This is a genomic window from Actinomycetospora sp. CA-101289 (assembly GCF_050955895.1).
GTDB lineage: Bacteria > Actinomycetota > Actinomycetes > Mycobacteriales > Pseudonocardiaceae > Actinomycetospora.
The window spans coordinates 4,970,492-4,984,206 of sequence record NZ_CP192093.1 but is presented as its reverse complement, the minus strand read 5'-3'; the positions used below and the strand labels follow the sequence as shown (position 1 = coordinate 4,984,206).

The window sequence follows — 13,715 nt, the reverse complement described above, 5'->3', positions numbered from 1 at the left end:
GCCAGGGTGCTCGCGTGACCGCTCCCCGCCCCGACGCCGAGGTGGGGCCGTGGCTCGCGGCGCACGCCCGCCCGGTGGCCGTGCCCGACGACGACGCCGACGGCCTCGATGGCGTCGCCGCCTGGGTGCAGGCGGCCCGCGACGCGCGGGTCGTCGCGCTCGGGCCCACGCTGGCCGGCACCCGCGAGCTCGCGCAGATGGTGACCCGGCTCGTCGACGGCCTCCTCGAGGACCCCGTCCGCGGCGCCGCGGTGCGGACCCTCGCGCTGCAGACCTCCGAGTCCGCGACCACGGCGCTCGACGAGCAGGTGCGCCGCGGCGCCGTCTCGTCCGACGCGCTGGACCTCCTGGGCTCGTGGAGCTGGAACACCCGCGACGTCCTCGACCTCGCCCGCCGGCTCGCCGAGGCGCCCGCCCCGGTGCGGGTTATCGGCGTCGACCCCCGCAAGCCCGCCGGTGCCGTGGGCGCCGTCGGCCGGTTCCTGCGCACCGCGGCGCCCGACGTGCTGCCCTCGGTCGCCGACTCCTTCTCCGAGCTCGCGCTCGGCCACGGGGACGCCGCCACGCGCACCGCGGTCGAGCGGGTGCGCGCGCGTCTCGACCGCGACGTCCCGGGCCTGGTCGCGGCGACGTCGCCCGACGCCTACACCGCCGCCGTGCGGCAGGCCGGCTTCCTCGACCGGGCCGCCGAGCTCGCGGCGGCCCCGGCGGCCGAGGCCGACGCGGTGGCGGGGCGGCTGATGGCGGAGTCGGTGCTCGAGGCCCTCGACGCCTCGGGCCCGGACGGGCGGCTCGTGCTGTGGGCGCACGCCGACCACGTCGTGGTCCGCGACGACCCGCCCACCCTCGGCGCACACCTGCGCGAGCACCTGGGCGACGCCTACCGCGCCCTGCTCCTGACCGCGGGCACGGGGACGACGCGGGCGGTGCGGCGCCGGCGCCTGTTCGGTCCCGCGCGCACGCCCTCGACCCACCGCCTCGGCGACCCGCTCGAGGGCGGCCTCGAGGCGGTGCTGCTCGGCGCGGTGGCGCGCGACCACGTCCTCGACCTGCGCGTCCCCGACGTGCCGCCCGCCGTCACCGCCTGGGCGGACTCGGTCGTCCCGCGCCGCTCGGTCGGCGACGAGGTGACCGCGGCGGCGTCGGCGCGGGCCGTGGTGCCGTGCCGGCCGGGCCTCGAGACCGACGGCGTCGCGGTGGTGGGCACCGTGCACCCCGCCCGGGTGCGCTGAGGCCTGCGCTGAGCGCGCCGGTCAGGACCGCGCGGCGAGCACCGCGCGCCCGCGCGGCGAGAGCTCGTAGCCCACGGGCAGGGAGTGGGTCAGGCCGAGGGCCTTCAGCCGGCGCACGTCGGTCTTGAACGGGGCGGTCTCGCGGCCGAAGGAGGCGGCGAGGTCCGGCGCCCGCACGGCGGGACGCTCCGCGATCGCCGCCAGGGTCGCCCACGCCCAGGGGCCGTGGCCGCTGCGCGCGTCCATGTCGTCGAGGCGCCGGCAGACGGCGTCGAGGTCGTCGCCAGCGGGGACGCTGGCCGCCAGCTCGGACCGCGGGTCGGGCTCGTCGAGCGGGTGGAACCGCACGCGGTAGAGCTGGGCCTCGGGCCCCGCGTGCCGGTCGGCCTCGGCCAGCAGGGCCTCCACCGACGCGAACCCGGCCCGGCGGGCGTCGTCGGGCCCGAGGTCCCCGGGCTCGACGACGTCGACCTCGTCGACCTCGAGGCGCCCGACCACCGTGCGGTAGGGCCGCCCGGGCCGGACCTGGGCGCGCCGCCAGCGGCGGAACGTCAGGTCGACCTCGCGGCGCGCGATCGGCTGGGCGAAGCGCAGGGCGAAGAGCACGGTGGCGGGACCCCGGGCCCTCAGACCGTCCCGATGCTGATCGCGAAGACCAGCCAGAACAGCACCCACGCGACGATGGGGATGTAACCGAGCACCAGCCCGGCGATGGCCATGCCGTGGCCCGCCTGGCGCCCGCTGTGGGTGTCCTTCCACGCCAGGTGCCCGCACACCACCGCGCCGATGGACGCCAGGCCGGCGGTGAAGAAGCCGAGGATGCCGCAGACCAGCGCCGCGACCGCGAGCCCCGATTGCGGCGGGCCCTGGGCGTACCCGTACTGAGCCCCGTACTGCGGGCCGTAGGCCCCGTACCCGGAGGCGTAGGGGTCGGCGCCGTACGGCGTGGCGTAGGGGTTGGCGTCGTACGGCCCGTACCCGCCGGACCCGTACTGGCCCGGGCCGTAGGGGCTCGCGCCGTACTGGCCGGGCGCGGAGCCGGCGAGCGGGTCGCTCGGGTACGGCGAACCGGCGTAGGGGTCCGACGAGTACGGCGACGGGCTGCCGCCCGCGTCGGGGCGGTCGGCGGAGCCCGGGGACGAGCCCTCCCACGGCGAGTTCACGATCGGACCGTACAGGCCGGGGCGGGGTCGGTGGGGCCGCTCAGAGGCCCGGGACGACGAGGTCGGCGTAGGTGTCGCCGTCGGTGTCGGCGACCACGACGGTGCCCTGCTCGCCGTAGGCGGCGCCGTCGGTGACGGCCGCGTCGCCCCACCCGTCGGCGTCCGTGTCGAGCACGACCTCGTCGACCGCGCCGTCGCCGTCGTGGTCGGACACGGCGTACTCGTCGTACCCGTCGCGGTCCTCGTCGGCCGAGGCGGTCTCGGCGTAGCCGTCGCCGTCGGCGTCGGTGGCCGTGGACTCGTAGTAGCCGTCACGGTCGCCGTCGAACGAGGTCGCGCTGGGGGTGCCGGCCGGGAAGGAGAGCAGGCCGCCGTCCGCGCCGTAGGTGGCGCCGTCGGTGGCGGTGTAGCTGTCGGAGTCGGTGGTGGCGGTGATGTCGGAGGTGCCGGGGTCGCTCATGGTGATCTCCTCGCCGAGTGTCGGTGTTCTCGCCCGTGTGACGGTGCGGGCGGCGGGGATGTTCCTGAGAGAACCGTGGCGGGCCGCGGTCCGACGAGCTCAGCGCTTGCGGGTCCCGCGGATCGGCTCGACGCGGCGCAGCAGCATGCTGGTCGCCACGGCGAACAGCACCGTGAGCCCGACGAGGGCGCCCAGGTCGAGCACCCAGGTCAGCGCGTCGTGGTCCCACAGCGGGTCGGCCTCGCGGTAGGGCGTCGGCAGGCCCGGTCCGGCGGGGATCCCGATGGTCGACGCACCGAGCGCGAACCCCCACCGCGCGGGCACCAGCCACGACAGCTGCGCGAGCACCGGGCTCCCGCCGATCTGCAGCAGCGCGCTGGACAGGATGAACTGCAGCATCGCGAGCAGCACGAGCAGCGGCATCCCGCGGTCGGCGTTGGTGATCGCGGCCGAGACGGCGAGGCCCAGCGCCATGCTGGCCACCGCGACGCCGAACAGCGCGATGACGATCTCGGCGGTGCCCGAGCCGAGCAGCACGGCCTCGTCGGGTGCGGGGCGCCCGAGCATCCCCAGCACGCCGAGGAGCACCGACTGCACGCCGGTGATCACGACGAGCACCAGGAGCTTCGAGGACAGGTACGCCCCGCGCGAGAGCCCGATCGCCCGCTCGCGGCGGTAGATCTCGCGCTCCTTGACCACCTCGCGGATCGACGCCGCCGACCCCATGAGCGCGGCACCGACGACGAACACGAGCAGCAGGCTGTTCGGCGCCCCGGGGGTGCCGCGTGCCTGGGCCGCCTGGGACAGACCCGTCTCGCCGGGCAGGGCGTGGGTGAGCACCGCCAGCAGCAGCGGCAGGGCGGCCATGAAGATCGTGTACTGCTTGTCGGCGAGCACCACCGCGAGGTAGCGGCGCGCGAGCACCGCGAACTGCGTGAGCACCGGCTGCTGGCGCGGCGCCTCGGCCGGCACCGTCGCCCCGCGCCCGGGCGCCCGCCGCGCGTCGGCGCCGATGTAGCGGGCCCACTGCGGCGAGCGCCGGAACCGGTCGGCCCAGTCGACGCCCTTCTCGCGGTCGAGGAGCAGGAAGAGGTCGGCGAAGTCGGTGACGCCGAAGTACTGGAGGGCTTCGCGGGGTGGTCCGAAGTAGGCGACGGTGCCGCCGGGGGCGAGCAGCAGGAGGCGGTCGCAGACGTCGAGGTTGGCGACGTTGTGGGTGACGACGACGACGGTGCGGCCGTCGTCGGCGAGGCCGCGCAGGGTGTGCATGACGGATTTGTCGAGGCCGGGGTCGAGCCCTGAGGTGGGTTCGTCGAGGAAGAGCAGGGAGGGGCGGGTGAGGAGCTCGAGGGCGACGCTGGTGCGTTTGCGCTGGCCGCCGGACAGGGACTCGATGCGCTGGTCGGCCTGGCCGGTGAGCCCGAGCTCGCCGATCACCTCCTCGATGCGGCGGTCGCGGTCGCCCGCCGACACGTCGGTCGGGAAGCGCAGACGCGCGGCGTACCCGAGGGCTCGGCGCACGGTGAGCTGCGGGTGCAGGATGTCGTCCTGCGGCACGAGCCCGATGCGCTGGCGCAGCTCGTCGTAGTCGGTGTAGAGGTCGCGGCCCGCGTACTCCACGACGCCGTCGTCGGCGGGGCGGAAGCCGGTCAGGGCCCGGAGCAGCGTCGACTTGCCGGCGCCCGACGGGCCGACCACCGCGAGCAGGCTGCGCTGCGCGAGCGAGAAGCCGACGCCGGAGAGCAGCGTCTTGCCGCCGACCCGCACGGCGAGGCCCTCGGCGCGGAACCCGATGTCGCCGGTGTCGACGTGCTCGACGAGCCGGTCACCTTCGAGGTGGAACAGCGCGTGCCCGATGCCCACGACGGACGTCGGGGTGACGGGCGCACGGCGCACCCGGGCGCCGTCGACGAACGTGCCGTTCGGGCTGCCGAGGTCGACGATGTCCCACCCGTGGCCGGGGCGGCGGACGAGCTCGGCGTGGTGGCGCGACACGAGCAGGTCGGAGACGACGACGTCGTTGTCCTCGGCGCGGCCGATGCGCACCTTCGGCGACGGCCCCGCCCCGGCGCGCGGCAGGTCGGCGGTGGACGACAGCTGGTGCACCGCCGAGAGCCGGCCCTGCGCCGACGACCGCTCCGCGGCCGGCACCGTGACCCCGAGGTCGCCGGCCGGCGGCACCGGACGGCCCCCAGGTGGGGGCGTGGGCCGCAGCGGCGGGGTCCGGGGCGGCGGCGGGGGTGGGGCCCCGATCGTCGCGAGCCGCAGCTCGGGGCCCTCCCGGGCGTCGCCGAGGCGGACGGAGACCGGGCCCGTCACGGCCATCTCGCGGAACGCCCGCCCGCCGGCGAACGACCCGTTGCGGCTGCGGTCGACGAGCTGCCAGCCCTCGGGGGTGGAGCGCACGAGCAGGTGCTCGCGCGAGACCCGCGGCCCGAGCACCTGCAGGTCGGATGCCTCGTCGCGGCCGATGACGAGCTGCTCGCCCGGGCGCAGCGTGCGGGAGCGCCCCGCGACCTGGATCTCCAGCGGCGGGGGCGCGCCCGGTGCCGCGCGGGCGCCCCCGCGCACGGGATCGAACGTCATGCGGCGGCGTCCCTCACGGCAGCACCAGGAACGCCATGCGTCCCTGGGCGTCGACACCGACCCGGGCACCGGCGGCGCTGTAGCGGAAGGTGCCCGCACGGCGCTGCGGCGGCTCGCGCAGGGCCGCCATCAGCGCCTCGCGGTTGGCGGGGACGCCCAGCAGCGGGCCGACCTGCGACCACGGCGCGGCGTCGAGCGCGGCCGCCGGCGCGTAGCGGGACTCGACGCCGGCGAGGTCGCCGGTGCCGAGCGCGGTGTAGAGGCCCTGGACACCGGTGACCGCGGCCGCGGGCAGGGCGCGCCCGGCGGTGTCGGCGACGGCCGGGGTGCCGACCACGGCGGGCGCGGGTGCCGGGGCCGCCGCCGCGCTGGGCGCGGGGGCGGGTGCGGCGGTCTCCGTCCGCGAGCCCGACGTCGGCACGGTGACCAGCGTGAACACCGCGAGGGCCGCGGCGACGACGATGGCGACGGCGAGGGCGGCGCTGGCGATCCACGGACCGCGGGCGGCGCCGGCTCCCGCGGCCGGGGCAGCTGCCGTCACGGCGCCGGGATCCGGTCGGTGCTGGTCACGAGGCCCTCCTCGATCGTCGTCGCGCCGGAGTATCGGGACTCCGGCGCCTCGGTGTTACCGCTGCCCGGGTCGGTCATGGTCACATCCGGGGCCCCTCGTCGTCACCGTCGGCGCCGCGGAGATCACGGCGGCGGCAGGCGCGGGCCGGTGGCCGTGGCGAGTGTGCGGGACAGGTCGCAGAGCCCCGCGGGCGGGCCGTCGCCGAACACGGTGACCTCGAGGAGCTCGACGCGCGGGCTCCCGTCGGGCGCGGTCAGGGCGCGCTGGACCAGGGCGGTGGTGCACGACGCCGACCCGGGGGTGACCACGGCGGCCCGCCCCGCGACGTCCTCGGTCGGCGCCACCGCGCGGCGGCGGGTGACGCCCACGGTGACCACGGACCCCCGGCCCTCGCCGCTGCCCCAGCGGCACGACCACCCGCCGACCCCCCGAGCGACGCGGGCAGGGTCGAGGCCGGGCACCGCGGCGAGGTCGGCCGGCGTGAGCAGGCCGCAGGCGTCGACGCCGGTCAGCGCGCCGGGCGGGTCGTCGCCCGCCCGCCGGGGCAGCGGCGCGCCCCGGGACAGGGCGGCGACCGCGCCGTCGGTGGCCGCGTCGGCGACGGGGCAGGGATCGGCCCCCGAGCCCGCGGGGGCGACGGCGTCGAGCGCGACCTGCACGCCCTCCGTGGTGACCACCGTGCGCGTGCACACCCCGGGACGCGGCGGGGCGCGGCGCACGAGCAGCGGGCCGACCCGCTGCTCCTCGCCGGCGGTCACCGCGGTCGCGACGGGCTCGAGGGTGGCGACGACCACCAGGTCCGCGCGCGGGCCCGGGACGTCGGCGGTGCAGGCGGCGGGGGAGCCGAGGTCGGGGACGAGGCGCGCCGGTGCGCCGCCGGCCCCTTGCCCGAGCGCGGCGGGGTCGAGGAGCCCGCAGGGGTCGACGGTGCCGGGGTCGCCGATCGCCGCGGGGACCACGCGGTCCTCCGGGCCCGCCGGGACGTCGGGCGTGGCCGGGGTGAGGACGACCGCGACCACCCCGGCCAGCAGGAGCGCCACGGCGCCGGCGGCGAGCAGGGCGAGCGACCGGGTGGACGGGCGCGAGGACGGCGGGGTCCCTCGTGGCGGGGGCGTCGGGGGACCGGGCGGTCGGGATGGTCCGGGTGGACCGGGCCGGGGCGGGAACGGCGGGGGCGGGCCGTGGAGCACGGGGCGGGCGGGTCCCCGGGGCGGGCGGGGCGGCATGCCCGGCGGGGGGCCCGGTCGGTAGGGGCGCGCGGGCGCCGAGGGTGCCGCGGCGCGGGCGGGGGAGCCGGTCGCCACCAGCGGCGGGGCGCCGCCCACGGGCAGGTCCACGCGCTCGGTGCGCCGTTCGGTCACCGGCTCCGGCTCGGGTGCGCCCTCCGTCAGGGCCCGGAGGTCGCGGCGCAGGCGGGCGTCGAGTGCGCCCGCGGGCTCGCCGGACGGCGCGGCGTACCGGGCAAGGACGTCGGCGAGCCGTGTCGCGAGGTCGCTGCCCTCGTCGCTCACGGGCACCGCGGCGAGGGTGCCCGCCAGCGCACGGGTGTCGTCGTCCTCGGCGGCGGGGCGATCGGCCGGGCGCCGGCCCGACGGCGCGCCGAGCAGGCGCACCTCGCCGGCGTCGTCCCCGACGAGCACCACGTCGGCGCCCACCCGCCCGTGCACCAGGCGGGCGCCGTGCGCGGCCGCGAGCGCTCCGGCGAGCACGAGGGCCCGCTCCAGCAGCACCCGCGCGGGCACGGTTCCGGCGTCGGCGAGGCCGCGCGCACCGGTGGGCGCCTCGTGCACGAGCCACAGCGTCCGGTCGCTGCCCGCGGCGACGTCGCGCGCCGGGGCGAGGCCGGGGTGCGGGTGCTCTCCGGCCCGCCGGACGTCGCGCGCCACGCGGGCGAGCGCGCCCTCGCCGCCGTCCGGGGCGAGGGCCACCGCGACGACGTCGCGGCCCTCCCACTCGTCGCGGGCCGACCACACCGCGGGGCTGAGCGGTGCTCCCAGGCGGTAGTGCCCGCCCGAGAGCACCTGCCCGGTCCTGGCGGGCGTGCAGCCGTCCGTCACGTGTCCACCCGTCGTCCCCGAGGCCGTCGTCGCGGTGGCCGTCGCCGGTGGATCAGCCGCCGAAGGAGGTCCGCGGGCTGAAGCGCAGCTGGTTGAACACCTGGTTCGACTGGTCCAGGTTCGAGGTGCGGATCTCCCAGCTGAAGGGCAGGCCCTCGTAGAGGCCGGTCGAGTACACGGTGCCGTTGGACTCCGCGGTGTAGAGCGGGCCCTGCTGCACGCCGCCGGCCCGCCAGATGTCGAAGTCCTCGATGCGCGGACCGAGGTTCTCGGTGTCCTGGTACCAGGAGCGGGCGCCGGCGGCGTCCGCCCACCGCGCGAAGATCACGCGGGCGCCGGGGACGACGCTGGCGTAGTCGCAGTAGTAGACCTCGGTGGCCAGCGCGCCGCCCTGGGTGCGCAGCGGGTTGGCGGCGACGTCCACCTGCTGGCAGTTCGAGCTGGCCGAGTCGGGGAAGACCTGCGCCATCGAGGCCTGCGCGCCCGTGCCCGACGACGCCGAGGTGGACGGCGCGGTGGTGGCCGTCGGGGCCGTCGAGCCGCCCGTGGTGGGCGTGGCCACCGGCGTGGACGGGGTGCTCTGGTCGAACAGCACCACGGCGCCCACCGCGAGGATCAGCAGGAGCACCGCGACGCCGGCGACGATCGCGACGACCTTGCCCTTGCCGCTCTTCGGCGGCTGCGGCGGCTGGCCGTACCACCCGCTCTGCGGCCCCGATCCGGGCGGCGGCGGGTACTGGCCGGTGCCGTGGCCCGGCTGCCCGTAGCCCTGCGGCGGGCCGGGCGGGAAGCCCTGCGGGTAGCCCTGGGTGCCGCCCCCGGTCGGCGGGCCGTACCCGGGCGTGGGCTGGGGGCCCGACCCCTGCGGGGTGCCGAACGGCGAGGGCTGGCCGGTCTGCTGCGGGGACCACGGCTGGGGCTGCGACTGCTGGGGCCCACCCGGCTGCGGCCCGGACGTCCGGCGCGGCGGCGGGACGTGGGTGGGCGTGGAGCCGGGCGTGCCCGCACCGACGGCGGCCGCGGCGCCGGCACCGGCCGCCGCCCCGAGCGCCGCCCCGCCCGCGACGCGCGACGTGGCGTCGGTGGCGGGGGCCCCGCTGGTCGCGCCGGTGCCGACCTCGCCGCCGACGGCGCGGATGGCGGCGTCGGCGAAGTCGCCGGCGGTGGCGTAACGCGCGGCGGGGTCCTTGGCCATGGCCGTGGCGAGCACGCCGTCGAGGGCCGGGGGCGACCCGGGCGCGACCTCGGAGAGCCGCGGCGGGGTCTCGTTGAGGTGGTCGTACATGAGGCCGGGGCCCTCGGAGAGGAACGGCGGGCGCCCCGCGATCGCCTCGAACAGCAGGCAGCCCAGCGCGTAGACGTCGACGCGGCGGTCCATCTCGCGGCCCAGGAAGAGCTCCGGGGCCATGTAGGCGAGGGTCCCGATGGCCGAGCCGGTGCCGGTGAGCGAGCTCTTGGTGTCGCCGCCCATGGCGCGGACGATGCCGAAGTCGACGAGGTAGACGAAGTCGCGTCCACGGTGCTGGGTGATCAGCACGTTCGACGGCTTGACGTCGCGGTGGATCAGGCCGTCCTCGTGGGCGGCGTCGAGGGCGTCGGCGGTCTGGCGGACGATCTCCGCCGCGCGCCGCGGCTCGAGGCGCCCGTTGCGCTCGATCTCCTCGGCGAGGTCGAGGCCCGAGACCAGGCGCATGTCGATGTAGAGGCGCCCGTCGATCGTGCCGAAGTCGTAGATCGGGATGATGTGCGGCGAGGACAGGCGGGCGGCCGCGCGCGACTCGCGCCGGAAGCGCTCCTGGTAGTCGGCGTCGTCGGCGAGCCCGCCGTGCAGGCGCTTGACCGCGACGGTGCGCTGGCGCGAGGTGTCGAAGGCGCGGAAGACCTCGCCCATGCCGCCGCGCCCGATGCGCTCCTCGAGGCGGTAGGGCCCGAACATCTCCACCGGCTCGCCGGGCGACGACGAGGGCGAGTGGCCGGGGGCCTCGGTGCTCATGGGCCGTTCTCCTGGGTGTGTGGCCGGGGAGAACGGCTCCCCCCGGTCGTCACCGAGAGTATGCGCGATGGCCGACGACAGGACCAGCGGGGGCGCCGAATTCGTCGGTACCGGTGACGGGACGTGAGCGTCGTGCACGCTCCGACAGCCGCGCGCGGGGTCCCGCGGACGCGGACGCAGCGCATCCCCGCAGCTCAGCGGACGTGCAGGGTGGGTCAGGCGGGGAGCGCGGCCGTCGGCAGCAGGCGCATCGCCCCGAACACGAGCGGGGTGTCCTGCGCCGAACGGGTGACGACGTCGAAACCGTAGGGCCGGTCGGCGTAGGCGGCGGTGGCGTAGACGGTGCCGTCGGCGCCCGCGCGGGCGTGCCACGGCCCCTGGTCGGCGCCCGCCGCGGCCCAGCTCGCCCGGCCGTCGAGGCTCGGACCCCACGCGACCTGGTCGGCCTGCCACTGCCGGGCGTCGGCGGCGGTCGGCCACTGCGTGTAGTACACCCCGCCGCCCGGCACCATCGCCCCGTGGTCACAGCGGAGGACCGCGACGGCCCGGGCCCCGGTCGAGGTCGTGTAGCCCTGCGCGCCCGGGTCGAAGGGCGTGCAGGACGCGCCGAGGGCCGCGACGTCGGGGAACGCGGCGGCGAGGGCGGGCGCGGCGGTCGCGGCCGCCGACGGCGGGGGCGCGGGCGCCGCCTGCCGGGTGACCACGACGAGCCCGAGGAGCAGGCCGAGGAGCAGGCCCACCACGAGCGCCGCCAGCGGCAGGCCGACGGCGAGCCCGAGACGGCCTCGACGGGAGCGCCGGCGCGGGGCGGTGCGGGGCGGCACCGGCGGGGACGCCGGGGCCGGCGGGGCCGTGGGCCGGGCGACCGGCCGGGCCGCGGTCACCGTGGCCACGTAGCGGCGCTCGCCGGGGCGGGGCGGCAGCGTGACGGTCATCGGGTCCTCCCGGCGCGCGGATCCAGGCGGCGCAGGAGCACGGCCGCGAGGACGACGAACAGGACGGTGACGGCGGTGAGCGCGCCGAGGTCGAACAGCCAGGTGCCGGCGGTGTGGTCCCACAGCGGCTCGGGCTCGGTGTAGGGCGGCGGGGCGCCCGGCCCGCTGCGCAGGCCCAGGGTCGACGCGCCGAGGGCGAAGCCCCACCGCGCGGGGACGAACCACGACAGCTGCGCGAGCACGGGGCTGTCCTGGATCTGCAGCAGCGCGCTGGACAGGATGAACTGCAGCATCGCGAGCAGCACCAGCAGCGGCATCCCGCGGTCGGCGTTGTCGATCCACGCCGAGACGGCCAGCCCGACCGCCATGCTCGCGACGGTGGTCGCGGCGATCGCCGCCAGGATCTCCAGCCGCGGGTCGCCGAGGAGCACCGCCTCGTCGGGGCCGGGCCGCCCGATCGTGCCCAGCACGCCGAGCACCACGGCCTGCAGCCCGGTGATCAGCGAGAGCACGACCACCTTGGACAGCAGGTAGGCGGCGCGCGAGAGCCCGATGGCGCGCTCCCGGCGGTAGATCTCGCGTTCCTTGACGAGCTCGCGGATCGACGCCGCCGACCCCATCAGCGCGGCGCCCACCACGAAGACCATGAGCAGGCTCTGCGGCGCGCCGGGCACCCCGCGCAGCTGCTCGGCGAGCGACAGCCCGGTGTCCACCGGCAGCGCGTGCGACAGCGCCGCGAGCAGCAGGGGCAGCGTCGCCATGAAGATCGTGTACTGGCGGTCGGCGGCGATCACCGCGAGGTAGCGGCGCGCGAGCACCCCGAACTGGGACAGCGCCGACTGCTGGCGCGGGGGCGGGGTCAGCGGCGCGGGCCGGCGGGCGGCGGGCGCAGCGGGGGCAGCCGGGGTGAGGTGGCGAGCGCCGAGCGGGCTGCGGCGGAACCGCTCCGCCCACGCCGTACCCGGGGCGCGGTCGAGGAGCAGGAAGAGGTCGGCGAAGTCGGTGACGCCGAAGTACTGGAGGGCTTCGCGGGGTGGTCCGAAGTAGGCGACGGTGCCGCCGGGGGCGAGGAGCAGGAGGCGGTCGCAGACGTCGAGGTTGGCGACGTTGTGGGTGACGACGACGACGGTGCGGCCGTCGTCGGCGAGGCCGCGCAGGGTGTGCATGACGGACTTGTCGAGGCCGGGGTCGAGCCCGGAGGTGGGTTCGTCGAGGAAGAGCAGGGAGGGGCGGGTGAGCAGTTCGAGGGCGACGCTGGTGCGTTTGCGCTGGCCGCCGGACAGGGACTCGATGCGCTGGTCGGCCTGGCCGGTGAGCCCGAGCTCGCCGATCACCTCCTCGATGCGCCGGTCCCGCTCCACCGCGGTGGTGTCCGACGGGAACCGCAGCCGGGCCGCGTAGCCCAGCGCCCGCCGGACCGTGAGCTGCGGGTGCAGGATGTCGTCCTGGGGGACGAGGCCGATGCGCTGGCGCAGCTCGTCGTAGTCGGCGTAGAGGTCGCGGTCGGCGTAGGTGACGGTGCCGTCGTCGGCGGGCCGGAAGCCGGTCAGGGCGCGCAGCAGCGTGGACTTGCCGGCGCCCGACGGGCCGACCACCGCGAGCAGGCTCTTCTCCTCGAGCGCGAAGCCGACGTGGTCGAGCAGGACCCGGCCCTGGGCGGTGCGCACGACGAGGTCCTGGGCGCGGAAGGCGACCGCGCCGACGTCCTCCCGCTCGACGAGCGTGCCCTGGCCGTCCGGACCGACCTCCAGGTGGAACAGCGCGTGCCCGATGCCCACCAGGCGCCCGGGGTGCAGCTTGACGTGGCGGATCCGCTGCCCGTCGACGTAGGTGCCGTTGGGGCTGCCGAGGTCGACCAGCTCCCAGCCGCCGGCGCCGTCGGCGACCAGCTCGGCGTGGTGGCGGGAGACGAGCAGGTCGGCGACGACGACGTCGTTGTCGTCGGCGCGCCCGATGCGGATGCGCCGCGGACCGGCCGGCGCCGCGGGGTCGGGCCCGGACGGGGGCGCGGACGGCAGGCGGTGCACCGCGGAGAGCCGGCCCTGTCGGCTCGGGCCGTCGGGCTCGTCGGGGAGCGCGGGCACAGGGGCAGCAGCGGGGCGGCTCGCGGCGGGCCGGGCGGCCGGGGGCACGAGGGGCGCGGCCATGGCCACCGGCGGGGCGCCCGGGTCGGCGGCGACGGCGCGCAGCACCAGCCGGACCTCCGGCCCGCCGTCGCCGAGGCCCAGCACGAGGCGGGGGGTGGCGTCGGGGGACAGGCGCAGCTGCTGGAGTCGCGCGCCGGCGACGTAGACGCCGTTCTGGCTGCGGTCGATCAGCTCCCACCCGGCGGGCAGCGGGCGGAGCTCGACGTGCCGGCGCGAGACCAGGGGGTGCACGACGCGGAGGTCCGCGGCCTCGTCGCGGCCGATGGTGACCGGGCGACCGGCCGGGACGACGATCCGCTGGTCGCCGTGGGTGAGCTCGAGCTGCGGCGCCGTGAGGCGCCGTCCCCGTCCCGCACGTCGGCCCGCCGAGGGCCGGGGCAGGGGCTCCACCGAGTGCACCGACGGCCTCCTCGCGCAGCCGGGCGGCGGAGCCCGGCGTCGTCACGTCCCTCGGCGCGGACGTCCGAGACGGTGACAGTGTGTGTTCGCGAGGAGGGGCGTGACCAGGGGGTTCGCGATAATCGCGCCGAGGCGTCACGCAGTGTGCCCGCCCCGGAGACCGGGACAGGCA

10 protein-coding genes are annotated in these 13,715 nt (G+C 77.6%); 1 reads left to right on the top strand and 9 read right to left on the bottom strand.

Features of this window, described 5'->3' with window-relative positions; translation table 11 throughout:
- The first annotated feature begins 14 nt into the window (after positions 1 to 14).
- Positions 15 to 1,232, top strand: a complete 1,218-nt coding sequence (locus ACQPX6_RS24910; protein ID WP_433783270.1) for an erythromycin esterase family protein — start codon at positions 15 to 17, stop codon at positions 1,230 to 1,232.
- Positions 1,233 to 1,253: 21 nt separating this feature from the next.
- Here the strand turns inward: ACQPX6_RS24910 and ACQPX6_RS24905 are convergent, their stop codons facing one another.
- The 9 genes from ACQPX6_RS24905 to ACQPX6_RS24865 all read right to left on the bottom strand — a co-directional run bounded on the left by ACQPX6_RS24905 (position 1,254) and on the right by ACQPX6_RS24865 (position 13,543).
- Positions 1,254 to 1,838 carry a hypothetical protein gene (locus ACQPX6_RS24905; RefSeq protein ID WP_433783268.1) on the bottom strand — a complete coding sequence of 195 codons (585 nt, stop codon included), beginning with the start codon at positions 1,836 to 1,838 and terminating at the stop codon, positions 1,254 to 1,256.
- A 20-nt stretch (positions 1,839 to 1,858) separates the two neighbouring features.
- Complete coding sequence (locus ACQPX6_RS24900; protein ID WP_433783266.1) at positions 1,859 to 2,395, bottom strand: DUF4190 domain-containing protein; 537 nt, start codon at positions 2,393 to 2,395, stop codon at positions 1,859 to 1,861.
- 40 nt (positions 2,396 to 2,435) lie between these two features.
- Entirely contained in the window at positions 2,436 to 2,855 is a 420-nt protein-coding gene (locus ACQPX6_RS24895) for a hypothetical protein (protein WP_433783265.1), read from the bottom strand.
- A 99-nt stretch (positions 2,856 to 2,954) separates the two neighbouring features.
- Complete coding sequence (locus tag ACQPX6_RS24890) at positions 2,955 to 5,441, bottom strand: ATP-binding cassette domain-containing protein (protein ID WP_433783263.1); 2,487 nt, start codon at positions 5,439 to 5,441, stop codon at positions 2,955 to 2,957.
- 13 nt (positions 5,442 to 5,454) lie between these two features.
- Positions 5,455 to 5,982 carry a hypothetical protein gene (locus ACQPX6_RS24885; RefSeq protein ID WP_433783262.1) on the bottom strand — a complete coding sequence of 176 codons (528 nt, stop codon included), beginning with the start codon at positions 5,980 to 5,982 and terminating at the stop codon, positions 5,455 to 5,457.
- 152 nt (positions 5,983 to 6,134) lie between these two features.
- Positions 6,135 to 8,069 (bottom strand): hypothetical protein, encoded by a 1,935-nt coding sequence (locus ACQPX6_RS24880; RefSeq protein WP_433783260.1) that lies wholly within the window; start codon positions 8,067 to 8,069, stop codon positions 6,135 to 6,137.
- 52 nt (positions 8,070 to 8,121) lie between these two features.
- A complete protein-coding gene (locus tag ACQPX6_RS24875) occupies positions 8,122 to 10,062 on the bottom strand; it encodes a protein kinase domain-containing protein (RefSeq protein WP_433783258.1) in 1,941 nt (646 codons plus the stop codon).
- A gap of 215 nt (positions 10,063 to 10,277) precedes the next feature.
- Positions 10,278 to 10,997: a hypothetical protein gene (locus tag ACQPX6_RS24870; protein WP_433783257.1), complete on the bottom strand. Its 720-nt coding sequence runs from the start codon at positions 10,995 to 10,997 to the stop codon at positions 10,278 to 10,280.
- On the bottom strand, positions 10,994 to 13,543 hold the full coding sequence (locus ACQPX6_RS24865) for an FHA domain-containing protein (RefSeq protein ID WP_433783255.1): 2,550 nt from the start codon (positions 13,541 to 13,543) through the stop codon (positions 10,994 to 10,996). Before ACQPX6_RS24865 ends, ACQPX6_RS24870 begins: the two co-directional genes overlap by 4 nt.
- Positions 13,544 to 13,715 lie beyond the last annotated feature (172 nt).

Bases quoted from the DNA above. Each gene is read 5' to 3' on its own strand.
- ACQPX6_RS24895 (WP_433783265.1), bottom strand. From the start codon at position 2,855: ATGAGCGACCCCGGCACCTCCGACATCACCGCCACCACCGACTCCGAC.
- ACQPX6_RS24890 (WP_433783263.1), bottom strand. From the start codon at position 5,441: ATGACGTTCGATCCCGTGCGCGGGGGCGCCCGCGCGGCACCGGGCGCG.
- ACQPX6_RS24875 (WP_433783258.1), bottom strand. From the start codon at position 10,062: ATGAGCACCGAGGCCCCCGGCCACTCGCCCTCGTCGTCGCCCGGCGAG.
- ACQPX6_RS24870 (WP_433783257.1), bottom strand. From the start codon at position 10,997: ATGACCGTCACGCTGCCGCCCCGCCCCGGCGAGCGCCGCTACGTGGCC.